19 protein-coding genes and 1 pseudogene are annotated in these 23,886 nt (G+C 41.3%); 14 read left to right on the top strand and 6 right to left on the bottom strand.

Going from position 1 to position 23,886, the window contains the following annotated elements; all coding sequences use genetic code 11:
• Positions 1-2: 2 nt before the first annotated feature.
• Both ACR2F3_RS09600 and ACR2F3_RS09595 read right to left on the bottom strand, forming a co-directional pair.
• Entirely contained in the window at positions 3-1,838 is a 1,836-nt protein-coding gene (locus ACR2F3_RS09600) for a serine hydrolase domain-containing protein (protein ID WP_432709762.1), read from the bottom strand.
• The gene (locus tag ACR2F3_RS09595) at positions 1,810-3,444 is read right to left on the bottom strand and encodes an amidohydrolase (protein WP_432709761.1); all 1,635 of its coding nucleotides are present in this window, start codon (positions 3,442-3,444) and stop codon (positions 1,810-1,812) included. The genes ACR2F3_RS09600 and ACR2F3_RS09595 overlap by 29 nt, the downstream gene beginning before the upstream one ends.
• A gap of 115 nt (positions 3,445-3,559) precedes the next feature.
• Here ACR2F3_RS09595 and mutL point away from each other — a divergent pair, with 115 nt between their 5' ends.
• The 7 genes from mutL (at position 3,560) to ACR2F3_RS09560 (ending at position 11,575) form a co-directional block, all read left to right on the top strand.
• Complete coding sequence (gene mutL, locus ACR2F3_RS09590) at positions 3,560-5,410, top strand: DNA mismatch repair endonuclease MutL (RefSeq protein WP_432709760.1); 1,851 nt, start codon at positions 3,560-3,562, stop codon at positions 5,408-5,410.
• Between the two features lie 2 nt (positions 5,411-5,412).
• Positions 5,413-6,147 carry a rhomboid family intramembrane serine protease gene (locus ACR2F3_RS09585; protein ID WP_432709759.1) on the top strand — a complete coding sequence of 245 codons (735 nt, stop codon included), beginning with the start codon at positions 5,413-5,415 and terminating at the stop codon, positions 6,145-6,147.
• The gene (locus tag ACR2F3_RS09580) at positions 6,140-7,012 is read left to right on the top strand and encodes a rhomboid family intramembrane serine protease (RefSeq protein ID WP_432709758.1); all 873 of its coding nucleotides are present in this window, start codon (positions 6,140-6,142) and stop codon (positions 7,010-7,012) included. Before ACR2F3_RS09585 ends, ACR2F3_RS09580 begins: the two co-directional genes overlap by 8 nt.
• Positions 7,012-8,124, top strand: coding sequence for an endonuclease/exonuclease/phosphatase family protein (locus ACR2F3_RS09575; RefSeq protein ID WP_432709757.1), 1,113 nt, complete (start codon positions 7,012-7,014; stop codon positions 8,122-8,124). Before ACR2F3_RS09580 ends, ACR2F3_RS09575 begins: the two co-directional genes overlap by 1 nt.
• 53 nt (positions 8,125-8,177) lie before the next feature.
• Entirely contained in the window at positions 8,178-9,638 is a 1,461-nt protein-coding gene (cysS, locus tag ACR2F3_RS09570; RefSeq protein ID WP_432709756.1) for a cysteine--tRNA ligase, read from the top strand.
• A gap of 26 nt (positions 9,639-9,664) precedes the next feature.
• The gene (locus ACR2F3_RS09565; RefSeq protein ID WP_432709755.1) at positions 9,665-10,525 is read left to right on the top strand and encodes a YybH family protein; all 861 of its coding nucleotides are present in this window, start codon (positions 9,665-9,667) and stop codon (positions 10,523-10,525) included.
• A 174-nt stretch (positions 10,526-10,699) separates the two neighbouring features.
• The gene (locus ACR2F3_RS09560; protein ID WP_432709754.1) at positions 10,700-11,575 is read left to right on the top strand and encodes a glycerophosphodiester phosphodiesterase family protein; all 876 of its coding nucleotides are present in this window, start codon (positions 10,700-10,702) and stop codon (positions 11,573-11,575) included.
• A gap of 85 nt (positions 11,576-11,660) precedes the next feature.
• Here the strand turns inward: ACR2F3_RS09560 and ACR2F3_RS09555 are convergent, their stop codons facing one another.
• On the bottom strand, positions 11,661-13,022 hold the full coding sequence (locus tag ACR2F3_RS09555; RefSeq protein ID WP_432709753.1) for a peptidylprolyl isomerase: 1,362 nt from the start codon (positions 13,020-13,022) through the stop codon (positions 11,661-11,663).
• 161 nt (positions 13,023-13,183) lie between these two features.
• Between ACR2F3_RS09555 and ACR2F3_RS09550 the strand changes: the two genes are divergently transcribed.
• Complete coding sequence (locus ACR2F3_RS09550; RefSeq protein WP_432709752.1) at positions 13,184-13,753, top strand: hypothetical protein; 570 nt, start codon at positions 13,184-13,186, stop codon at positions 13,751-13,753.
• On the top strand, positions 13,750-14,331 hold the full coding sequence (locus ACR2F3_RS09545; protein ID WP_432709751.1) for a non-canonical purine NTP diphosphatase: 582 nt from the start codon (positions 13,750-13,752) through the stop codon (positions 14,329-14,331). The genes ACR2F3_RS09550 and ACR2F3_RS09545 overlap by 4 nt, the downstream gene beginning before the upstream one ends.
• Here the strand turns inward: ACR2F3_RS09545 and ACR2F3_RS09540 are convergent.
• A complete protein-coding gene (locus tag ACR2F3_RS09540) occupies positions 14,300-16,354 on the bottom strand; it encodes an OstA-like protein (protein WP_432709750.1) in 2,055 nt (684 codons plus the stop codon). The genes ACR2F3_RS09545 and ACR2F3_RS09540 overlap by 32 nt on opposite strands.
• A gap of 51 nt (positions 16,355-16,405) precedes the next feature.
• On the opposite strand from ACR2F3_RS09540, the gene tilS reads away from it, so the two are divergent.
• The 3 genes from tilS to bshA all read left to right on the top strand — a co-directional run bounded on the left by tilS (position 16,406) and on the right by bshA (position 19,510).
• The gene (gene tilS, locus ACR2F3_RS09535; protein WP_432709749.1) at positions 16,406-17,755 is read left to right on the top strand and encodes a tRNA lysidine(34) synthetase TilS; all 1,350 of its coding nucleotides are present in this window, start codon (positions 16,406-16,408) and stop codon (positions 17,753-17,755) included.
• Positions 17,756-17,795: 40 nt separating this feature from the next.
• Entirely contained in the window at positions 17,796-18,281 is a 486-nt protein-coding gene (locus ACR2F3_RS09530) for a hypothetical protein (protein WP_432709748.1), read from the top strand.
• An 86-nt stretch (positions 18,282-18,367) separates the two neighbouring features.
• Positions 18,368-19,510 (top strand): N-acetyl-alpha-D-glucosaminyl L-malate synthase BshA, encoded by a 1,143-nt coding sequence (bshA, locus tag ACR2F3_RS09525; protein ID WP_432709747.1) that lies wholly within the window; start codon positions 18,368-18,370, stop codon positions 19,508-19,510.
• Positions 19,511-19,562: 52 nt separating this feature from the next.
• Here bshA and ACR2F3_RS09520 read toward each other — a convergent pair whose 3' ends face one another.
• Both ACR2F3_RS09520 and ACR2F3_RS09515 read right to left on the bottom strand, forming a co-directional pair.
• Entirely contained in the window at positions 19,563-20,681 is a 1,119-nt protein-coding gene (locus ACR2F3_RS09520; RefSeq protein WP_432709746.1) for a lactonase family protein, read from the bottom strand.
• Between the two features lie 12 nt (positions 20,682-20,693).
• A complete protein-coding gene (locus ACR2F3_RS09515) occupies positions 20,694-22,028 on the bottom strand; it encodes a pseudouridine synthase (RefSeq protein ID WP_432709745.1) in 1,335 nt (444 codons plus the stop codon).
• Between the two features lie 270 nt (positions 22,029-22,298).
• Between ACR2F3_RS09515 and ACR2F3_RS09510 the strand changes: the two genes are divergently transcribed.
• Both ACR2F3_RS09510 and ACR2F3_RS09505 read left to right on the top strand, forming a co-directional pair.
• The gene (locus ACR2F3_RS09510; RefSeq protein ID WP_432709744.1) at positions 22,299-23,015 is read left to right on the top strand and encodes a lytic transglycosylase domain-containing protein; all 717 of its coding nucleotides are present in this window, start codon (positions 22,299-22,301) and stop codon (positions 23,013-23,015) included.
• A 120-nt stretch (positions 23,016-23,135) separates the two neighbouring features.
• Positions 23,136-23,886 (top strand): annotated as a pseudogene (locus ACR2F3_RS09505) (excinuclease ABC subunit UvrA); the annotation flags it as partial.

Genomic DNA, 23,886 nt, shown 5'->3' with positions numbered 1-23,886 from the left:
GATCATTGAATTTTTAAATCAATGGCTTTATTTATCACATCCTGTATCCGGCCCCTTACCTTCAATCTCCCCAACATTTCTGAAACCCCCGGGTGTACGCGGTTAGACAAAAACACGTAAACCAACCCTCTGCTTGGGTCTACCCATACGCAAGTTCCCGTATAGCCGGTATGACCGTAAGTCTGTGGAGAAGCTAGTTTTGAAGGATATTCTTTTGATGTGTCCGGGTCCCATCGGTCAAAACCAAGTCCGCGTCTGCTGATGTTACTATTTTTTACAGTAAACATATTTACAGTTTCCGGGCTGAGGTATTGCTGACCACCATAGGTGCCTTTATTTAATAACATCTGGTACATGATGGCCAGGTCGTTCGCGCTGGCAAATAGCCCGGCATGACCTGAAACTCCGCCTACCAGAGCAGCACCCTGATCATGTACATAACCTGTTAACAAAGTGTCTCTAAAATAAGTATCCTTTTCTGTAGGCACAATCTGCGAAGCTAAAAAGCGGTTGCGTGGTAAAAAACCTGCAGTTTGCATCCCAAGTGGCGTGTAAAAATTTTCTGCAACATATTGGTTCAGTGGCTTCATGCTGATGCGTTCTACAATATCTTTCATTACATACATGCTAATGTCACTGTACACATATTTCCCACGGGTTTTAATAGGGGAATTCAACATCTTTGGCCACATTACTTCATTAAAATAGCCCTTTTTAATATAATAGCCATCTGCTACCTTGGTTGGGAAAGCAGCTGTAGAATCTTGGCTGTGGTCAGTTGGTTTAACAAAATTCTGAAAAGGTATAAACGGTATAAACCCTGCCTGGTGAAGCATCACTTCTCTGACGTTAATTGCGTTCATGGGTGAAGTCCGTGCTTTTGGGATGTAAGCGCCTACATTAGTGTCCAATTTGAGTTTTTTCTCTTCCACAAGGCGCATCACGGTAGGCGTAGTGGCCATTATTTTTGTAATTGACGCAAGGTCAAAAATATCAGTCACCTTTACCTGTGAGGCATTGGTGTCGTAAGTGTGGTTACCATAAGCCTTGTTAAAAATTACCTTTCCGTCTTTTGCTACCAGTACCACCATACCTGGGGCAGCTTTTTCCTTGATGGCTTCTTCAACAATTTTATCAATGTCTTTAAGGTTGTCGCTGTTTACACCTGCGTCTTCCGGTACAGTATATTTTAAACGGTTTGCAACGGTGTTAAAACCTGAGCCGGCCATGTATTTGCCTGAAAAATTATTTCGTAATTTTTGGTTGGCGGCAATGCCCCCAAAGATGATTTGGGGAACAACAGCTGCCGCTTCAACAGAGTTTGCCGATGACCAGATAATGGGAGACTGCACATTATCGAAAGCAGCCAATGCGGTGCCCTGGCCATATAAAGAGACGATCACCTTTTTAGACTTGGCAATAGAGTTAATGAAATTAAGGTATCTGCCATTTTTAGCATCGTAATCTGATATCGTGACGATGATGGTGTTAAAATACTTGAGGTCATCCTCCAGTTCATCCAAGGTAGTGTCTGCCACATAATTGCTCGCTGAAAATGGGGTTACTTTGGTATATTTATTTAATAAACTATCTACTGTCGATTGGTTTTGAAAGCCAAGGCTTACCGAGGCAATCTGATGTTCATTTAAGTTGCTGATGGGAACCAGGTTTTCCTGGTTATTTAATAAAACGGTATTATTTATAATGGCATTCGTTTGTGCAAGGCGTTGGGTATTTGTCCTGTGATCCTGTGCACATGCGCTGAAGGTTGACAGCGTCATCATACTGATACCAATTAAGGTAATCAGGTTATTTCTTTTCATAGACTTTCTCTCCATTAATATAGGTTTTTAGTACTTGTGTGTTTAATATAGTTTCTGGTGCAGCAGTCATAAAGTCATTGTCTAAAATGATGAAGTCAGCGAATTTTCCTTTCTCCAGGCTACCTTTCTCATGTTCCTCGAAGTTAGCTTTAGCCGCCCAAATGGTCATCCCTCTTAAGGTCTGCTCTTTGGTTAATGCATTTTCCATTTGGAAGCCGCCTTCTGGAAAGTTCTTGGTATCCTTTCTAACGCTTGCCGCATAGAAAGTGAACATCGGATTAATGTCTTCTACCGGGAAGTCGGTTCCAAGCGGTATCCATCCGTTTTGATCCATTAACTGCTTTAAGGCGTATGCGCCTTTTAAACGGGCTTTACCTAAACGATCCCCCGCCCAATACATATCAGATGTGGCATGTGTAGGTTGTGCCGAAGGGATGATATTAGCTGCAGCAAACAAGGGGAAATCTTCTGGCGCTACTACCTGCGCATGTTCGATGCGCCAGCGTTTATCATTTTTTCCGCCCAATACCTTGTTATAAATTTTGAGGATGCTGCGATTGGCAGAATCACCAATGGCATGAGTACACATCTGGAAATTATGTTCATTGATTTTGCCGGCCACTTCCTCAAAATGTTTAAGGTCGCTCAATAGAAAGCCAGATTTGTTAGGCATATCGCTGTAAGGATGTAACAAGCAAGCACCACGGGAGCCCAAAGCGCCATCAGCATATACCTTAAATGACCTTACATTTAACCGCGGTGTCTTGATGGCACCACGCTTAAATAAGTAATCATAATTTGCTTTTTTATCTGACAACATGATGTACAAACGCATCTTCAATTTATTGGCTTCCTGTAAAGAAGCAATAAGGTCCACCTGATGTGCATCAAGGCCACAATCGTCTATGGTGGTCAAGCCTGCTGCAAAACATTCCTCCTGTGCGTCTAATAATATTTTTTCTGCCTGTGCTGCTGTTGGTGGTGGGATTTTTCCAGCAACTAAATCTACGGCATTATCAATCAGCAGTCCTGTGGGTTTACCATTCTTCTCCACAATTTCGCCGCCTGTTAATGCAAAACTTTTGCTAATGCCAGCAGCCTGCAGCGCTTGGTGGTTAACGATTGCCGCATGTCCATCAATTCTTCTTAGCAGTACTGGGCGATTTGGAAATAATTTGTCTAATTGTGTTTTATCAGGGAATTCTTTATTCTTCCAGTCGTTTTGGTCCCATCCCTCGCCAATAAGCCATCCATCTGGATGCGTTTTAGCAAATTCTGTTAGACGTTCACAAACCTCTTCCCAGCTCTGTGTCTCCCGTAAATTTGCCGTCTGTAAACTCTCGCCATAGCCATAAAAATGGGCGTGGGCATCAATAAAACCAGGGAAAACTGATTTGCCATTGGCATTAAGCTCTTCCTTAGCGGAATAATTTTTTTTAATTTCTTCGTTTGATCCAAGGGCAATGATCTTGCCATCTGCTACAGCAAAGGCCTGTACGGTATCAAAGCCGGCATTAACGGTGTACACTTTGGCGTTGTAAACAAGGAGGTCTGCTTTTTTACTGAAGCAGCTGCTTAACAGCATGGTTCCAACAACAAGACTGGCGTAAAGTTTATTCATGGGTTTAAAGGTATATATTGAAGCGGCGACTTCCCAATTTACATTCAAATTAAAGAAAACACCTTAGTTTAAGGCTTATTTTAGCTAAATTAGCAACCTTTACCGAAGATAATAAATGTCAGATATTATACAACTTTTACCCGATAGCGTTGCCAATCAAATTGCAGCAGGAGAGGTGGTCCAAAGACCTGCATCGGCAGTAAAAGAACTACTAGAGAACGCGATAGACGCAGGGGCGAATAAAATAAAACTTATCTTAAAAGATGCCGGCAAAACGCTCATACAGGTGATAGATAACGGCTGTGGGATGAGTGTAACCGATGCACGCATGTGTTTTGAGAGGCATGCTACTTCCAAGGTGCGAAAAGCAGAAGACCTGTTCGCAATCAGAACCATGGGCTTCCGTGGCGAAGCAATGGCTTCTATTGCTGCCATTGCGCAGGTAGAGATGAAAACCCGTCGCTATGAAGATGAGATTGGAACGCTGATTGAAATTGAAGGCGCTAACTTTGTCAAACAAGAGCCTGTAGCTACACCTGAGGGAACAAGCATCTCCGTTAAAAACCTGTTTTTTAACACACCAGCACGTCGCAATTTTTTGAAAAGTAATCCTGCGGAAATGCGCCATATCATTGAAGAATTTCAACGGATATCGATGGCTAATCCAGCAATCACTTTTAGTTTGCACCACGATGGCGTAGAGATTTATCGCTTACCAGCTGCTGTGCTTAAACAAAGAATCATTCACTTGTTTGGAAATACTTACAACCAGCGCCTGATTCCAGTTGAGGAGGAAACATCCATTATTAATATCAAAGGCTATATTGGTAAGCCCGAGTTTGCTAAGAAAACACGTGGTGAACAATTCTTTTTTGTAAATAACAGGTTCATTAGAGATGCCTACCTTAATCATGCAGTTAATAAGGCCTATCAGGAGTTGTTACCAGAGGATAACTTCCCGCTTTATGTGTTGTTCATTGATATCGATCCGGCGAAGATTGATGTCAATGTGCATCCAACGAAAACCGAGATCAAATACCTGGAGGAGAAGTCCATTTATGCCATTATCCATTCGGCTGTAAAACGCTCCCTTGGTAAATTCAACATTAGTCCAACCATTGATTTCGATGTAGAGACAGGTTTTAGTGGTATGATAACGCCTAAGGCACCGGAAGATATTGTTCCCCCAACCATAAGTTTTAACCCGAATTTCAACCCTTTTGCCGGAGAAAAAAGCACAGACAGAGCAACAGCCTATGCTGGTGGTTTTGATGTGAAAAGTGCAGGCAACAAAAACTGGGGCTCTTTGTACGATATTGTTAAACACGATAAAGTAGAGCAGGGAACGATAGGCCTGGATGGTACAACCAGGGAAGAAGATAACTTTAAACCCTTGCAGAAACAATTGATGCAGGTACATAACCGTTATATCGTTTCACAGATAAAATCGGGCTTGATGATGATTGACCAACAGGCAGCACATGAACGTATTTTATATGAACGGTTCCTTGTTCACCTCGAAGATCGTAAGGGTGCTTCACAGCAAAGCTTATTCCCACAAACAGTAACTTTAAGTCCGAATGATTATGAGCTTGCCAAAAGTCTTTTGGAAGATATCAAGAGCCTTGGATTTGAAGTGCGTGAATTTGGAAAGAATACATTGGTGATTGAAGGAATACCTGTTGACTTAGGTAGCGGGAATATAAATGAGACACAATTGTTCGAACATTTAATTGAAGGATTTAAGAACTCACAGCAAGAACTTAAATTAGATAAACGGGATGCCCTAGCGCGCAGCATGGCGAGAAATAGTGCGATAAAAAATGGGGTAAGTTTGGGACAGGAGGAAATGAACACCTTAATTGAGCAGTTATTTGCCTGTAAAACACCTAACTTTAGCATTAGCGGCAGGCCCGTAATCCAGACCCTCACACTAACAGAAATAGATAAAAAATTCGAAAAATAAAGATGAATAACATCCATATACCGCCTGTAGTTAAAAATTTTCTTATCATTAATACCCTCCTTTTCGTTGCAACTTTAGTTTTTCAAGATAAGGGTATCAATCTGGCTACTTATTTGGGTGCTTATTATTTTGATGCTCCCAATTTTAAGATATGGCAACCCATTACCTATATGTTTATGCATGGCGGTTTTACACATATTCTGTTTAATATGTTTGCATTGTACATGTTTGGTGGGGTGTTAGAAAGTCGGTGGGGATCTAAACGTTTTATAAATTTTTACCTGATTACCGGTTTGGGTGCTTTAGCATTACAATGGGCAGTGCAGGCGTTTGAAGTCTATCAAATTACAGGGAGTCCCGTAAACCATGGTACAATTCCATTGGAATCGCTAGCTCAGGGTATGTTTAACCCTGCGGTGCTCACTGAATCTCAGGCAAGCATTTTACATGGTATATATTTTGCGCCGATGGTAGGTGCATCAGGTGCAATCTTTGGCTTACTTGTTGCGTTCGGAATGTTATTCCCTAATACGGAGATGTATATTATGTTTATTCCCGTTCCTGTAAAGGCTAAATATATTATACCCGTATATATTATTATAGAATTGTCTCTTGGAATGGCCAGTATTCCAGGGGATTCCGTAGCCCATTATGCACACCTAGGTGGTGCGCTATTAGGGTTTATTCTGGTGAAATTATGGAAAGATAAAAACACTTTTTACGATTATTATGAATAAGACGCTATTTGAAGATCTAAAGTATAAGGTGCTGCGCTCTGGGAATCCAGTATTCTTTTACATCGGCGTAAACACTTTAATATTTATAGTGACGGCACTTATTGGTGTCGGCATCTTCTTGTCTGGTAACAGTACAGCGGGTTTCAACGCGTTCATCCGTGAGTATGTGGCTTTTCCAGTATCGTTGTCTAAACTGCCTATGCGGTTTTATACGATCCTTACCTATCAGTTTTTTCATGATGGGTTATTTCATCTTCTTTTCAATATGCTGTGGTTGTATTGGCTGGGGCAGATATTTTTAGACTTTCTTAAACCGCGACAGTTTCACTTTGTTTACCTGGGCGGTGGAGTGGCAGGAGCATTATTTTTTATGCTTGCCTATCATATTTTTCCTGTTTTTCAGGGAAGCCTGGCGCAGGCTAATATCATCGGCTCTTCAGCTGCGGTAATGGCTATTGTTGTGGCCACGGCCACGTTGGTACCCGATTTTTCCATCAGGATGTTATTTCTGGGTGATGTAAAGCTGAAGTACCTTGCCATTGCGTATGTAGTATTGGATGTTATTGGTGTAGCTTCCTCTAATGCCGGGGGTAGTTTTGCCCATTTAGGCGGGGCCTTTCTAGGTTTTATTTATATTAAAGCCCTTGGAAAAGGCAGTGATTGGAGCAATATCTTCAAAAGGACTCCGAAGGCTCCTAAAATGAAGGTCAATAAAAATGAAAATTATAAACGCAATGCCTCATCAAAAGCCTCTACGGTAGCTCAGGCTGAAGTAGATGCTATCCTCGATAAAATCTCTAAATCTGGATATGATAAGTTAAGCAGGGAAGAGAAAGAGACGTTATTCAAGGCTAGTAAACATTAATGAAAAGAACAAAACCTACATTTTCGGATCATTTACTGCGTCTGATTGCCGTCATGCTGGTCGTGTTCCTTATATTAGGTTACCTGGCCGGAAATGTGGATCCACGAGACAACCGGTTGATTCCCTTTTTTGGTCTTGCCTATCCATACATCTTGCTGCTCAATGTTATTATGATTGCCTGGTGGTGCATCCGTGGGCGATGGATTTTTGCTATTGCCACGCTTGTAGTAATCATGTTTGGTTGGTCGGCTTTACATGCGACCTTTAGTTTTTTCGGCGAGCAAGGTGCAGGCCCTAAAACCCATGATTCGCTGGTGCGCATGATGACTTACAATGTGCATAGTTTCAGGCCATATGATAAAGAGGAAGAAGAGGATGTTAAATCGAAAATTCTGCAAGTCATTAAAGACGAAAATCCAGACATCATTTGCCTCCAGGAGTATTACACCCGTAAAAAAGGTGCTTATGCCATAACCGACAGCCTGAAGGAGTTGATGGATACCAAAAACTATTATTACCTTCCGCATTCTGAAAATGAATACGAAGGCACAGGCCTGGCTATATTCTCTAAATACCCCATAAAGAAAAAAGGAAGTATCATATTTGATAGTAGCGGGGGTGGCAATCAAAGTATCTATGTTGATGTGGAGGTTAACAAAAAACGCATCAGGGTTTACAATGTGCACCTGCAGTCCATTTCTTTTGATAAGCAGGATTATCAATACCTTGATAAAGTGACCAAAAAGATGGATCCTGATCTTGTGCCTTCCAAAAGGATATTAAGTATGTTGAATAGCGCGTTTTTAAAACGCAGTCATCAGGTGGATATCATGAAAGCACACATGAGCACCTGTGAAATTCCTTATCTCATTGCGGGAGATTTTAATGATACCCCTGCGTCTTATGCGGTAACCCAGTTAACATCGTCCCTCAATAATGCGTTTGTAGAGAAAGGCACAGGGCTCGGTACAACCTATAATGGTAAATTCCCTAATTTTCAGATTGACTATATCGCAGCAACAAAAGATTTTAAAATTATCAATCATCGTATCATACAAGCCCGCTTGTCAGATCATTTCCCCGTAAGAAGTGATTTGAGTTTAAATCCTTAATTATTTTACCTTTGTAAAAATACAGGAGATGCAATGCTCAAGTTCCAATATATATGAAAACAGGCCTTAAATTATATAATACGCTTACCCGAAAAAAAGAAGTATTTATCCCCATAAACCCGCCTAATGTGGGTATGTATGTGTGTGGTCCAACAGTGTACAGTGATGTGCATCTTGGCAATTGCCGTACGTTTATCTCCTTTGACTTAATCTTTCGCTACCTCAAATATAGTGGTTATAAAGTGCGCTATGTACGCAATATCACTGATGCCGGTCACCTTGAAGGCGACCGTGATGAAGGTGATGATAAATTTGCCAAAAGGGCCAAGCTTGAACAGCTAGAACCGATGGAAATTGTACAGAAATATACCTTGGGTTTTCATGAGGTACTACGGTTGTTTAACACCCTTCCACCAAGCATAGAACCAACGGCAACCGGTCACATCATCGAACAGATTGAGATGATTAAAGAGATCATAGCGAATGGTTATGCATATGAAGCAGATGGAACTGTGTATTTCGATGTTGATAAGTATAGCAAAACCTATAATTACACCATATTAACCAACCGTAACCTCGAGGATATGTTGGCCAATACTCGGGAACTGGGAGGTCAGGACCAAAAACGTGGTCGTCTGGATTTCGCTTTATGGATAAAAGCCAAGCCTGAAACCCTGATGAAATGGGTATCACCCTGGGGAGTTGGTTTCCCTGGCTGGCATATCGAATGTTCGGCAATGAGTGCCAAATACCTTGGTCAGGAGTTTGATATCCATGGCGGTGGTATGGACTTGGCAGCAACACACCATACTAACGAAATTGCACAGTCTGAAGCATGTAATCACGTTCAGCCTGCCCGTTACTGGATGCATACCAATATGCTTACGGTTAACGGCGCAAGGATGTCGAAGAGTGCAGGTAATGGTTTTCTTCCGCACGAATTGTTCACAGGTAAGCACCCTTTACTGGTTAAAGGGTTCAGCCCGATGACCGTTAAGTTTTTTATGCTACAAGCGCATTACCGCAGTACACTTGATTTTTCTAATGAGGCCCTCGACGCTTCGGAGAAAGGTTTCAGGCGTTTAATGAACGCAGTAAACTTGCTGGATAAACTGGTGCCTACAGTTACTGGAAATATTGGCATTGATGACATTACAAAAAACTGTATCAAAGCAATGGATGACGATTTCAATAGTCCGGTAGTAATTGCCGAATTGTTTGAAGCTGTCAGAATTATTAATAGCGTTTATGATGGGAAGACCACCGTTGATAAGGATGAGCTGGAGAAGCTAAAACAGTTGATGCAGGACTTCGTATTCGAAATCTTCGGTTTAAAAGACGAAGATAGTTCAAATGCCGAATTAAACGCCGTATTAGAAATGGTTATAGATATCCGTAAAACCGCTAAAGAAAATAAAGATTACGCAACGTCTGATAAAATAAGAGTAGGATTACAACAAATGGGTATTCAGCTAAAAGATAGTAAAGAAGGCACTAATTGGAGTAAAATATAAATCTTATATTAGCATACATTTTTATCATGATGACAAAGAAATTTCTATATACCGTTGTCGCGGCTTCCATCTCTCTTGGAGCTTATGCGCAAAAATCTGATGGCACCACAAAATCGTTGGTGAATGCAGATAAAGAATTTGCTGCCCGTGCCGCAAAGAATGGCGAGAGGTCTGCATTTATGGATTTCGCTGCATCTGATGCTTTGGTGTTCAGGCCAAACCCAGAGAATGTGAAGACCTATTATGCTAACCAGGAAAACATTAAAACCTTAAGTTGGACGCCAACTTATGCCAGGGTTTCTAAAAGTGGCGACTGGGGTTTTACTTCAGGTTCTTTCGAATTAGATGCCAAGGAAAAATCATATGGGCAATACCTATCGATATGGAAAGATTTAAATGGTAAATGGGTGCTGGCTTTAGACATTGGTTCCATGCATAATAAGCCACTAAACAAGGTGCAAAATCAATACATCGAACCTGCAGGTTTTTTTAAACCTAAGTTTAATACAGAAAAACAGGTAGCTGCAGGTAAAGACATCATTAACACTACAGAAAAGACTTTAAATGCGACGCTTAAATCTTACGGAGGTGCGGCTTTTGCTGGTTTCGTCAATCCTGATGCACGTTTAATTTTTCCTGGTCACGAGCCAATTATTGGGAAAGAGAAAATCATTGCCTTCTATAACAGTATGGTGAATAAAATGAACTTGAAAACCAACAAAATAGAAAAGGCTTTAGGTGGCGATCTTGCCTATACTACTGGTGTGGCTACGGTTGATTATAAAGCCGACTTAAGAGAAAGCTTTAACTATGTATTTGTTTATGAACGCCAGCCTGATCATAACTGGAACCTGATTTTTCAAATCTACACACCTGCCGAGCGTTAGTAAGGCTACAGGTGAAGAAGCAGGAGGAAAAGCCCTGCTATAAAAATAATGATAAAGGCTTCTTAACTAAATTAAGGGGCCTTTGTTATAACATGCCAGTCCAATCATCGTTTACCTAAGTATCCTCTTAAAACATAGAACAAACTTAAGAGTCCAACTTATAAACACAATAAAATGAAACAAACTTTACTTATTACATTATTTTTTCTGGGATTACAGGTACAGGCGCAAAAGAAATTCATGTTGTTAGGCCACCAGGGCGCCAGGGGCATCATGCCGGAAAATACTATTCCTGCAATGATTAAAGCACTTGACCTTGGTGTTAACGTACTGGATATGGATGTTGTGGTGTCTAAGGACAGCCAGGTTGTTTTGTCGCATGAACCTTATTTTAACCATGAAATCAGCACTCGTCCTGATGGTAAAGCCATCACGTTTAAAGATGAGAAAAAATACAACATGTATAAAATGGACTATGACGAGATCAAAAAGTACGATGTCGGCATGAAAGTGCATAGGCGGTTCCCTGGTCAAGTGAAAATGAAAGTTTCCAAACCATTGCTTACGGACGTGATTGATGCTGTTGAGGCCCATGTAAAGCAGAACAAACTTAAAAAGCCAATCTATAACATCGAAACAGCTTTCATTCGCAAAGGCGATGGTACTTTCCAGCCAGACGCTGCAGTAGCTATTGAGCTAATTATGGCTATTGTTGAAGAAAGGAAGCTCTCCAAAAGGGTGATTATACAATCCCTTGACGTGCGTCCTTTACAATACTTGAATGAGAAGTATCCGAAGATTAAAACCTCGCTTTTGGTTGATGAAAAGCAGAATTTCGAAGTCAGCCTTAACCTTCTGGGTTTTACGCCAACTTATTATAGTCCTTACCATGTTTTAGTGGGAAAGGGATTGGTTGATCGTGCACATGAGGCGGGGGTTAAAGTTATACCTTGGACTGTTAATTCTGTTAAAGAGCTTAAATACCTGCTGGCCCTTGGCGTTGATGGGGTGGTTACAGATTATCCTAACTTACTTCTTCATTTAGACTAAGAAGCGAAAAGCCGTTATAAATATTATTAAACGGAAATGGCCGCATCACTTATCGAGATACGGCCATTTCTAATTCGTTTAATCCTTACTTCGTATTTTCTGGTTTGGTCCAAATCTGTAATTCTTCGCAGGTATTAAACTCCGGATCGATCTTAATGTAAGTGCTTTCACGACGTTTCTGGAACCATTCGCTAAGGATCCTATCCATTTTCTGTTCTAAGGCTTTCTCTTTAAATTTGGCATAATCCTGATCCAGGTTCCCCTTGTGAGGTGGGATTTTTGATTTAAGCATTAGTATTTTATAGACTTCTTTTCCGTCAGGTTCAGTTATTAATACCGGTTGCGATACATTACCAACCTGCATGGTGTCAACTACCATAAATATTTTCGGATCAACTTTATCTGCAGGAATAAATGTGGTACGTGCCGTAACGTTATCCGCATATAACATCATCCCACCATTGTATTTTGTTTCCTTGTTGCTCGAGTATTTCGAAGCAGCAGCAGAGAAAGATATCTTTTTGTTTAAGATGTTCTGGTAAATACTATCCGCATGAAGTTTAGTGCGTTCAATGCTTTGAGGAGTCGTAATTGGACGAATCAAAATATGGCGTGCATGTACCTGCTCTCCACGACGTTCAATTACTTGTAGTATATGGTAACCAAACTCTGTTTCAAATACCGGAGATACTTCACCTGCTTTTAATTTAAAAGCCCAGGCCGTAAATTCTTTCGCCATTTGGGTACGGTCGAAAAAGCCTAAATCACCACCATCAGGAGAAGATCCAGGATCTTCAGAATAAGTTTTAGCTAAAAAGCCAAAGTCCTCACCACTTTTAACCCTTAAGCGGATCGCATCAAGCTTATCGTAGTATTTTTGTTTTTCTTCCTTCGTTAGTTCAGGTTGCAAAACAATCTCACCAATTTCTAATTCTGTAGTAATATCCGGTAAACTGTCTTTTGGGTACGATTCAAAGTATCTCTTAACCTCTAATGGTGTAATGGTTACTTTTCCTGTAATCTCGCCCTGCATTTTATTGGCAATTAAAGCGTCCTTAATATCTGGTCTGATTTCATCTTTATATTGCAAAATCGACTTGTTAAGAAATTGCTCCAAGCGGTCTTGTCCACCTGCACGTTGGATACTGGTACGCATTCTTCTGTCTACTTCATCATCAACCTGGTTGTCGTCAACAATAACAGAGTCAATTTCTGCTTGTTGTTTCAACAGTTTTTGTACCAGCATCTGCTGTAAGATGTAGCACTTTACAGATTCGTTATTAGGGTTTCCAGAGTTTAAATATTGAGCGTACTGTTGGTTTAAATCAGATAACAGGATAACATTGTTACCTAATACGGCCACAACTTTATCGATGGTAGTTTTTTGCGCCTGTACATTCATAAACAAGCAGAGTAAACTGCCTGCCAACAATAACATTTTTTTCATTCTATTTCGTTCCGTTAATTAGCGTTGCAAATCTAATCATATTTAATAGATTTAAAGGCCTTTGCTTTAAACCCGGCGTCTGCCTACTATGGTTTTAGGGTATAAAAGTAATAAATAAAGGTGCTTTAATAAGATATTTAACTAATTTTAACAGAATATTCATGCCCCAAAGAAAGAAAGGAATGGCCGAGCAAATTACCCGGGATACAGAAGCGTTAAAATTGTTCTTTACTGAAGATATCTTCCTGGTGCCCAATGAGGTGCTTCCAGCCGTGAAAGATCAAAAAGCAAGCGGTGATTTAATTGAAACAAATTATGGGGATACGATAGAAAAGCAGGTAGAAGAAATCAGTTATGTTGGTCGGAATGCCAAACATATTCTAATCCTGGTGAATGCCGATGAGTATCCCGAAAGTATAAGTGCCGGTGTGCCCTTACTTTGGAATATTGTGAAGGCCATTAAGCTTGACCCCAATGATGTTGCTGTTGTAAACTACGCTGCTTACCCTAATCTTCATTTTGATAAATTACAATCGCATTTTCAGCCACAGCTGTTAATTTCCTTTGGTGTGCCTGCTACTGCCTTAAACCTTGGCAATCAACCTTTACAGGTACTGGTAAACCTGGAAAATGCGAATGCCATATTCTCGCTCACCCTAAAGGGGCTGGATGAAGACCTAAACAGTAAAAAACTGCTGTGGAAAAGCCTGCAGCAACTAAACCTATCATGAGAGAACTCGTTTTTGCAACAAACAACGCCCATAAAACTGAAGAAGTAAGGCAGCTTTTAGCTGGCCAATATCAGGTTTTAAACCTTAAAGACATTGGTTGTGAAACCGACATTCCCGAAACAGGAAATACCTTTGCTGAAAATGCAAGATTAAAAACCAGCTTTGTTGAAACACATTATCATATGGACTGCTTTGCCGACGACAGTGGGTTGGAGGTCCAGGCCTTGAATAATGATCCTGGTATATACTCTGCCCGTTATGCCGGGAAAAGAGGCGACCGTGAAAACCTGGAACTCCTGTTAAAAAATATGGAGGGTCAGTCAAATAGAAAAGCACGGTTTAAAACCTTAATATCCCTGGTGCAGCAGAATCAACATTATTTTTTTGAGGGCGTAATCAATGGAACAATCACTGAGCAACCTTCAGGAGCAGCAGGTTTTGGTTATGACCCTATATTTGTACCTGATGGGTACGACATAACTTTTGCAGAGATGTCAATGGCGCAGAAAAACGAAATTAGTCACCGTGCACAGGCTATGAGAAAACTTATTTCTTTTTTAAAGACGGCAGCGGAGTAGGCTTCACCGCGGGCTTTTTTACCGGAGGGCTACCGCTTGTTTTAACAGCTGTTGTGGTCACTGCTTTTGGCTTAGCCGGTAATTTAGGGTTTGTGATATCTAACTTCGACTTTGGCCTCAATTCAGGCTTCCAGACAAAACCAGTAAGTATCACTTCTCCTTTTACATCCTGGATGGGAGTTACGGACCCCTCAACATCTTTTATTGGCACAATTTCACTAATTTCATCATTTTTAAAGATGATTTTGATCCTGCTGCTAATGGTGCGGTTCATTTCCTTGTAATCACCTGAATCTGTCTTGGTAAAATACACGCTTTCTGCGTTACCATCAACGTAAAGGCGGTTGAGCTTGCCATCTGTGAAAAAGCCGGTCATCAGTTTACCCTTAATCTGGTTAAATCGTGTCGAATCTTTATACACATTGGCCGTAAAGGCGTTTTGTATCACCTGTACTGAATTAATCTTTTTATTACGCAGCTGCAGGTAGATCGTGTCACCGGTCTGTTGTGATCCTTCAGCCCATAAAATTGGGTTGTCATACCACCGCAGAGTAGAGTCGGCACTGGTATAAAACAGGGAGTCGGCCCTGGCTTGTAAATTCGATTTAAACACCTTCACATTATGGTATGCTTTAATTACCCTGGCTTTCACGGTGTCAGCGGCATTAATCACGGTATCCTTTAGCTGGGCTGTCGTTTTGCCCGTAGTTTTAACCAGGGCTGAATCTTTGGCCTTTACCAGGGGTTTTGGCGCTATTTTTTTCTGCAGGCTGTCTACTTTACCAACAGCCTCATTTTGCACCACCTTTTTAAGGGTGTCAGCGGTGAGGCTATCTTTTATAATCGTGGGGGGTATTTTAGCGGCCAGCTGCTGCTTTCCGCTATCGGTATTTAAGCTGTCTCTATTTACGGTGACCTTCTTCGGGTCAATCTTGCCTAAACTATCAGTAAGTTTTGCTTCGGCCGCTGCGTTAGATGCCCGCACGTTGGCGCCACGCACCGCTGCATCTTCCGAATCCACCTCATTATCCTTAGTGATGATGGGCAGGGGTAACAGTTTTAGCGTCTTCTCCAGCACAATCCTCGTTTCGAGCGTATCGGCGCCCAACCATAAGCTGTCAGGTTGCTTGGTGCCGTTAACCAGCAGGGAGTCGTTTGTACCTAAACCTACGTAAGCATTTTTGGTAACTACCGTTCGCTGGTCGGCCTTATAATAATAACCTAGCTGCCCATACATCGATGTTTTGTCGGTGGTATCACGGAACACAATGTTTCTAACCGCTTTTCCATAACCAGCTACACCATCATAGTATAAGCTGTCACCTTTTAAGCTTTTACTACCAGAGGTATACAGGTTTTTCTTGCCGAAATAGGCATATTCTGTCTTCGTATTATAGGCGCCGTTTTCGGTATACAGGTTGTCTTCTTTCCCTTTTATGTTGGTAGGGCCATAAAAATAGGTCCAGTTGGTTAAGGTATTATAACGCAGCGTATCCGATGTTATAGTAGTTTGCGGAGTAACCACCACTACATTATACCTAAAAAAGGCATCACGTGTATTGGCGAAATAATAACCGTTTTTACTGGTCAGCGTAACATCCTTGTTTACAATTTTTCCACCATTCACATAAGTGCCTATCCGAGTACCCAGGTTATAATCCAACACATTAGTGGTTAACACCGATCCCTGGTCCAACATTCTTACATTACTGGTTAAGTGGGCTAATTTAGTATTGCCATTATAATTCAGGCGGTCTGAATAGATGTTTAAGGTGTCGGCCTGGTTAATATGCACATTGTTAAAAGCTTCGAACACGTTTCTATCTTCATAGTACACTGCACTATCGCAGGTTAGAATAGCGTTTTCATGACGAAAAACAGGCTTCCGAAGGTAAGAAATTTTCGTTTTATTATCTACCTTACCCCATTCAAAGCGATCAAGGAAGATCTTGGTTCTTTCCTGAGCAAGGCTAAAAAGCGGCATTAAGAAGAGCAAAAAGACGAATAAGTGTAGTTTCTTCACATTACAAAGTTAGTTCTTTGCTTACCATTTTAAATTAAATATTTTTGAAAGATGTTTCCTCTACAAAAATTTAAGGAATTTATCATCCAGAATTCCCTGCTTCAGGCAGAAGACCGGGTACTACTGGCGGTAAGTGGGGGAAGGGATTCTGTCCTGTTGGTCCACCTTTTTAAACAGGCCGGTCTGAAGTTCGGCATAGCCCACTGCAATTTTAACCTTCGGGAAGGAGAGGCGCAAAGAGATGAAAATTTCGTAAAAGACTTGGCATTGGCCATGGAGGTTCCTTTTTATGTGGCCCGTTTCGATACGCGGGCGTACGCTGCCCAACAACAGGTGTCTACGCAAATGGCGGCAAGAACCCTGCGTTATAGCTGGTTCGAGACGCTCTGCGATCAGGAAAACTACGATCACATAGCCGTCGCCCACCACCAGAACGACGCGATAGAAACCATATTGCTTAATTTAGTGCGAGGTACAGGCATTGCCGGTTTGCATGGTATTCTGCCTAAAAGAGGCCGACTCATCAGGCCTTTGCTGTTTCTTTCCCGTGCAGAAATTGATGATATTATAGAAAAAGAACAGCTCGCATATGTAGAGGATGGTTCCAATGCTTCCGACAAGTATGCCAGAAATAAAATCAGGTTACAGGTAGTGCCTGCACTCCAAGCCATTAACCCAAATCTCGAGCAGACCTTTGAACATAACATGCAGCGTTTCCGTGAAACAGAAATGGTATTAAACCAGGTCGTAGAAAGCTACCGGACTAAAATAATCCATAAACAAGGTGTAGGTTACACCATTGCCCTTGAAGATATTAAATGCCTGCAGCCACAACAATTGCTGCTGTTTGAATTACTAAAGCCTTTTCACTTCCAGGAGCCCGTGGTTAAAGATATTTTGCAATCACTCACTAAACAGAGTGGTGTTTCTTTTTACAGTAACAGTCACCGGGCAACCATAGACCGCGAAAAATTGCTGATCACGGAATTGGAATCAGCAGGTTTGCCAAGGCTGCGTACAATCGAGGCAGACGACAGTGTCATTAACCTCGGCCACCAGCAGCTCCATATCCGGCATACCACATCGCTGGAATATGAGAGGGACCCACAAAAAGCCTATGTTGACGAAGAGAAGCTGGTGTTTCCGATGGTATTACGTTACAGGAAAGATGGCGACCGGTTCATCCCACTGGGGATGACTACTTTTAAAAAGTTAAGCAATTACCTGATCGATGCCAAGGTGCCGCTTCCGCTTAAAGATCAGGTACCCGTATTGGAAAATGGTAATGGTGAAATTGTGTGGATTGCTGGCATGCGCACAGACAATAGATACAAAGTAACCAGCACTACAAAAAAAGTAGCTATATTCGAATTGAAATCAGCACAAGCTTTACAATCTTAGCTTCAGGATAATATTAGTGCTTCGAACTTGACTTTAAACAATGGGAAACAACTACGCCTATCTGGAAAAACAATACATCGGCCGTGATTACATTCGAATCTGTATCCGGTTGGTGATGGCGGCATTTTGTTTTGCCGCGTATGTTTATCAACGTGACCGTGATAACACACAGGATTTATTCCTTATCGTGGGCTTCGGCATCATTGGTATCTCGATCATATTGTTGTTTCTTATTCAATATAAAATCACCGTTCAGGATAAAAGTGTTATTATTGAAGGACTATGGACGGCCAAAAAGGTCACCATAGATTTGAATAGTATAGTCAACGTTCGCAAGGATGTTTATAGTAGTTTTATGCTGAATAATCCTGTTTACAACCTGCACCGCAAGGGCAGTGTGAGGTTTTATTCATCCGGCAAAGACGCTATTGTGCTAACCGACCGCGATGGCATGGAGTATTTTATTGGTACACAGCGTCCAAATGAACTTTACCTGGTTATTCAGGAAGAAATGAGGAAAAAGTAAGGTGCCGGAAATAATTGCAATTGTTTAACACAAAGCTCAATTCTTGTACGGTTATTTGCAGCACATAAAAATATAATTTCCATCCGATGAAAATAGGTATAGTTTGTTACCCAACTTTTGGCGGTAGCGGTGTAGTGGCTACCGAACTGGGTAAAGCCCTCGCAGACCAGGGCCACCAGGTTCATTTTATAACCTATAGTCAACCCGCACGTTTAGACTTTTTCTCCTCTAATTTGTTTTACCATGAGGTTTCGGTCAGAAACTACCCTTTATTTGATTATGCCCCTTATGAATCGGCTTTAGCCAGTAAACTGGTTGATGTAATCAGGTTTGAGAAATTAGACATCCTACATGTGCATTATGCCATACCACATGCCTCTGCTGCATTTATGGCGAAACAGATTCTCGCAACTTATGGCATAAACATCCCTTTTGTAACTACCCTGCATGGAACAGATATTACCCTGGTAGGTAAAGATCCTACCTATAAACCAGTAGTTACTTTTTCAATAAACAAATCAGACGGCATCACAACGGTTTCGCAGAGTTTAAAAGACGACACCCTTAAGCATTTTGATATCACTGGTGAGATCAAGGTGATCCCCAACTTTATCGATTTTGATAGGTTTAGCCTGAAGCCTAAAGATCACTTTAAAAAGGCCATTGCACCAAATAATGAACGCATTCTTATCCATACGTCTAATTTTCGGAAAGTGAAACGTACGATGGATGTAATTAAAATGTTCCACAAGATTCTGGATAGAGTGCCGGCAAAGTTGCTGATGGTTGGCGACGGACCTGAACGTGCCTATAATGAACAGCTGTGCAGAAACCTTAATATCGTAGAACATGTAAGGTTTTTAGGAAAACAAGATGCGGTAGAAGAGATCCTGTCCGTTTCTGATTTATTTCTGATGCCTTCTGAATCAGAAAGTTTTGGTCTTGCCGCTTTGGAGGCTATGGCCTGTAAGGTGCCAGTTATTACTTCCAATGCTGGTGGTTTGCCCGAACTTAATATTGATGGTTATTGCGGTTACATGAGTAATGTGGGCGATATCGACGATATGGCGGCGAAAGCCATCCTGATCCTGGAGAATGATGAAGTATTGGCCCAGTTTAAAGAAAACGCATTTAAAAGAGCACAAGACTTCGACCTGAAGAAAATTCTGCCACTTTATGTGGATTATTATAATGCCATTATTGAGAAACAAAAGGTGTTAACCGATTAAACATAAAAAAAGGGCAATCCATTACAGATTGCCCTTTTTTATGTTCAGTCAATTACTTAATGCTGGTAAACACCAGGCAAACTGGTGACCCTACTTTAATTCTATTCCCAGAGTCGGTTAGTGCTCCTGTAACATCATTTCTGTTAAAAATGATTACATCATCCGTTCTTTGATTAGCCACCAGCAGAAACTTACCGCTAGGGTCAATAGCGAAGTTTCTCGGACCCGCACCTAAAGTGCTTGTCTTCGAAGCTACCGCGAGCCTGCCAGTAGGTAAAATGCTAAATACAGATATTTCATTTACATCACCACGGTTGCTTTGATAAAGGAATTTGCCATCCTGTGATACGTGAATATCAGCGGCGTCAATTCTGCCTTTAAAATCGCTTGCTACGGTTCCTACCTCCTGAATGGGGATTAGCGTTCCATCTGCATAAGTATAGGCTGTAATTTTTCCTGTAAATTCATGAGCCAGGTAGGCAAACTTGCCGTTAGGAGAGAAGGTTAAATGTCTTGGTCCGCTTCCCGCTGGCACTTTAATCACATTTTTAATGGTCAGAACCTGCGTTTTTGCTAAAGGAAAGTAATTGTAAATGTAGATATGATCTTCCCCAAGGTCATTGCTGATCAGGTATTTTTTATCCGGACTTAAGATTACCTGGTGCACATGTGCACTTTCCTGCCTTTTTTCCGGGTCTATACTTTTACCGGTGTGTTGAATCACTTGTTTGGCTTCTGTCAGGGAGCCGTCTTTTTTACGACCGTAAACCGCCAGGCTACCGCCAGAGTAATTACCAATAATCACATTGTGCTTGTCCGTAGTCACGTAACAAGGGTCAGCACCCTCACTCGACTGTTTGTTGAGCAGCTTCAGTTTCCCTGTGGCGGCGTCATAACCGAAGGCTGAATCGGCACTCGATTTCCCGGATTCGCTAACTGCATAAACATCCTTGTTATCAGGGCTCACAGCCAGGTAACTTGGGTTTATAATGTCCTTCGTTACACTTTTTAGTTCGGCAACACCGGTTGTGCTGTTAAACTGGTAGGTATAGATCCCCTCACTTTTACCTGTATTTGTGTAGGTCCCGATCAGTAAATTGTAATTTGCTGTTTGTGCTTGCATCGATAAACTTAGTAATAGGCCTGATAAAAGTGAGAGGAGTTTTTTCATTAGTGAAATTGGTTAATGAATCAAATGTTTGATTTGTATCAATTCATGTTCTTCCAGGTAACGCCATCTGCCACGAGGTAAGTCTTTCTTGGTTAGGTTGCCATAAACCACACGATCCAGCTTCACTACATCATAACCCAGGTGTTCGAATATACGACGAACAATTCTATTTTTACCACTGTGAATCTGAATACCGATTTCTTTTTTGCTTCCACCTGCAACGTATGATACGCTATCTGGTTTAATCAAGCCATCTTCCAGTTCTAAACCAAATTGGATCTTATTAAGATCACCCTGGCTTAAACTTTTGTTTAATTCTACCTGATATATTTTAGTAATTCCGTTTCTTGGATGCGAAAGTTTGTCGGCAAGGTCACCATCGTTTGTCATTAATAACAAACCAGTGGTGTTTCTATCTAAACGTCCAACCGGATAAATGCGCTCTCTGCTGGCTTTTTCAACCAATTGCATAACAGTGCGTCTTTCCTGAGGATCGTCTGTAGTAGTAATATAATCTTTAGGTTTGTTTAAGAGAACATATACTCTCTTTTCGCGTTTCAACAATTCGCCATTATAGCGGACGCTATCTTTTGCCGGATCTACTTTATGACCCAGTTCTGAGATAACCACGTTGTTTACACTTACAACACCTGCAGCAATGAGCTCATCAGCTTTACGGCGAGAACAAATTCCTGAGTTGGCAATGTAACGGTTTAAACGAATCAGGCCATCATCCTCTTTTGGAGGTGCTGGTTTTCTGCTGCGAATAACGGTGTTTTTGTCGCCACGTGTGTTAAACTTTGGTCTTTCGCCATCCTCTTCACGTTTTCTGAAAGGTCTGCTGTCTGTACTTCTCGAGCTGGTACTTTTTTTATCATCAAACTTTCTGAAAGGTTTTTCTGCACCTGCAGCAAAGTTGTCTTTTTTGATGTAACCTCTTGACTTAGGAGCTTCGCTATCACCTGTTCTTGGGGTTCTCGGTTTGAAATCCCTGGCTTCGCTGCTTTTTCCCTGGTAACCTCTTGAGGCACCTTCTCTGCTTTCTCTTGGTTTGAAGTCTCTAGGTCCTGAGCTTTTGCCCTGGTAGCCTCTTGACGCACCTTCTTCTCCTGGTTTGAAATCTCTTGGTCCAGAACTTTTGCCCTGGTAACCTCTTGAAGCGCCTTCTTCTCGGGGCTTGAAGTCTCTTGGTCCAGAACTTTTACCCTGGTATCCTCTTGAGCTGTCCTTCTCGTCTTTCTCTCCGAATTTGCTCTTTCCTTTGAAGGTGCTTTCTGTACCACTTCTGCTTCTGTTGCCCGATTTGGACTTGTCATCCCGACTGTTCCTGTTGTTATTTTTAATCATGATTCACTATTAACCGCATATGTATGCGGGCTGCAAATTTAGCAAAAAAATCACGTATTCTTAAACGGATAATTTGGCTGTTTTAGGTCCGATAAAAATCGTGCCTGAGGTATGCTTAAACGGCGATTTTGGAGCCTTGTTTTGTAATGGGTTGATAATTAGATAAATAAATCGTATATTTGCAGCCGTTCAATATTGTTAACCAAAAAAAGGAGGAAAATGATAAAGAAACACGTAATAACATGTACGATAATTTTAACATTATTGGTTATGGCAAAAGTGTTTGCTTACCATCTGCCCCAAGCAGAAAAAGTTCTTGTAAAACAAGAGAAAACAGTACCCGTTACTATTACCCCGTTGAAAGAAAAAGAGCCTGTTTCGTTAATGGCTCAGTTGACATTTGCAGATGAAAGTCTACCACAGGATGACCACAAGGTAGAGAAGAAAATGAAGAGTACGCTACGTAACTTCTCCTATGCAAAACAACAAACTAATCGCTTACATCGCATAGCGGCAGAATGGTTCCCAATCATCGAACCTATTCTTGAACAATATGGAATCCCTGAAGATTTTAAGTACATGCCTCTAGTTGAATCAGGCGTGCGTGGAGGTGTGTCTCCAAAAGGCGCAGCCGGCTACTGGCAGTTCATGCCAGGTACAGCACGCAGTTATGGCCTAAAAGTAAACTCTAAAGTCGATGAACGTAATAACCTACGTAAATCTACCATCGCAGCCAGCAAATATATTAAAGAGTTGTATGGCATATTTGGTAACTGGACTTTAGTAGCAGCAGCCTATAATGTGGGCGATAACCACATGCGCAAGCAAATAAAGAAACAAAAAGAAAACGATTACTTCAAAATGAAACTTAATCGTGAAACCGCAGGTTATGTCTACAAATTGGTTTCCATGAAACAGATAATGGAAAACCCTAGCCGTTATGGTTATACAGCGCCAAGAGAGCTGCTTGCCATGAACGCAAAGTAAGTATTTTAAACGCTATAGAATTAAGGATAAAGGCTTTATTTTTGATAAAATTTTTAGCAATTTTGTGGCTGAAAATTTGCTGGCTTCTATTCAAGAGTCTATAGCGTTTTTATATATAATATGAGTAAAAATACCGTTGACCTGGGCGAGCAAAAAGATGTTGAAGTATATGGTGCCCGGGTACATAACCTTAAAAATATAGATGTTTCTTTCCCACGGAACAAACTCGTTGTTGTTACCGGATTAAGTGGAAGCGGAAAATCATCACTTGCTTTCGACACAATTTATGCCGAAGGACAACGTCGTTACATGGAAACCTTTACCGCTTACTCCCGCCAGTTTATGGGAGGGATGGAAAGACCAGATGTTGATAAGGTATCTGGTTTAAGCCCTGTTATTGCCATTGAGCAAAAGACTACAAGTAAAAATCCCCGTTCTACTGTTGGTACCATCACCGAAATCTACGATTTCATGCGTCTGCTTTATGCACGTGTTGCTGAAGCCTTCTCTTATAATACCGGAGAAAAGATGCAGCGAATGACGGAAGAACAAATCCTGAATACTATTTTTAGTAAATACGACATGATGCCGGTGAATATTCTTGCTCCGGTAGTAAAAGGTCGTAAAGGACATTACCGCGAACTTTTTGAGCAGATCCGTAAGCAAGGTTATGTGAAAGTGCGTGTCGATGGAGTTATTCAGGACCTCTCGCCGAAAATGCAGGTAGACCGTTACAAGATTCACGATATTGAAATTGTGGTTGACCGCCTTATCATTGAACCAGACGATCGTAAGCGTTTGCTGGAGTCTTTACAGACTGCCATGCGGTTAGGTAAGGGAATCATTAAAATTAGTGATAAGGACAATAACG

Origin of the sequence: Pedobacter sp. (assembly GCF_045627485.1) — a bacterium.
Classification (GTDB): Bacteria; Bacteroidota; Bacteroidia; order Sphingobacteriales; family Sphingobacteriaceae; genus Pedobacter.
Note: the sequence above shows the minus strand (reverse complement) of the source record. Positions and strands in the feature narration are given on the sequence as shown.

Coding starts and splice junctions, on each gene's coding strand:
- ACR2F3_RS09600 (WP_432709762.1), bottom strand. CDS start 1,838: ATGGAGAGAAAGTCTATGAAAAGAAATAACCTGATTACCTTAATTGGT.
- ACR2F3_RS09595 (WP_432709761.1), bottom strand. CDS start 3,444: ATGAATAAACTTTACGCCAGTCTTGTTGTTGGAACCATGCTGTTAAGC.
- mutL (WP_432709760.1), top strand. CDS start 3,560: ATGTCAGATATTATACAACTTTTACCCGATAGCGTTGCCAATCAAATT.
- ACR2F3_RS09585 (WP_432709759.1), top strand. CDS start 5,413: ATGAATAACATCCATATACCGCCTGTAGTTAAAAATTTTCTTATCATT.
- ACR2F3_RS09580 (WP_432709758.1), top strand. CDS start 6,140: ATGAATAAGACGCTATTTGAAGATCTAAAGTATAAGGTGCTGCGCTCT.
- ACR2F3_RS09575 (WP_432709757.1), top strand. CDS start 7,012: ATGAAAAGAACAAAACCTACATTTTCGGATCATTTACTGCGTCTGATT.
- cysS (WP_432709756.1), top strand. CDS start 8,178: ATGAAAACAGGCCTTAAATTATATAATACGCTTACCCGAAAAAAAGAA.
- ACR2F3_RS09565 (WP_432709755.1), top strand. CDS start 9,665: ATGATGACAAAGAAATTTCTATATACCGTTGTCGCGGCTTCCATCTCT.
- ACR2F3_RS09560 (WP_432709754.1), top strand. CDS start 10,700: ATGAAACAAACTTTACTTATTACATTATTTTTTCTGGGATTACAGGTA.
- ACR2F3_RS09555 (WP_432709753.1), bottom strand. CDS start 13,022: ATGAAAAAAATGTTATTGTTGGCAGGCAGTTTACTCTGCTTGTTTATG.
- ACR2F3_RS09550 (WP_432709752.1), top strand. CDS start 13,184: ATGCCCCAAAGAAAGAAAGGAATGGCCGAGCAAATTACCCGGGATACA.
- ACR2F3_RS09545 (WP_432709751.1), top strand. CDS start 13,750: ATGAGAGAACTCGTTTTTGCAACAAACAACGCCCATAAAACTGAAGAA.
- tilS (WP_432709749.1), top strand. CDS start 16,406: ATGTTTCCTCTACAAAAATTTAAGGAATTTATCATCCAGAATTCCCTG.
- ACR2F3_RS09530 (WP_432709748.1), top strand. CDS start 17,796: ATGGGAAACAACTACGCCTATCTGGAAAAACAATACATCGGCCGTGAT.
- bshA (WP_432709747.1), top strand. CDS start 18,368: ATGAAAATAGGTATAGTTTGTTACCCAACTTTTGGCGGTAGCGGTGTA.
- ACR2F3_RS09520 (WP_432709746.1), bottom strand. CDS start 20,681: ATGAAAAAACTCCTCTCACTTTTATCAGGCCTATTACTAAGTTTATCG.
- ACR2F3_RS09515 (WP_432709745.1), bottom strand. CDS start 22,028: ATGATTAAAAATAACAACAGGAACAGTCGGGATGACAAGTCCAAATCG.
- ACR2F3_RS09510 (WP_432709744.1), top strand. CDS start 22,299: ATGGCAAAAGTGTTTGCTTACCATCTGCCCCAAGCAGAAAAAGTTCTT.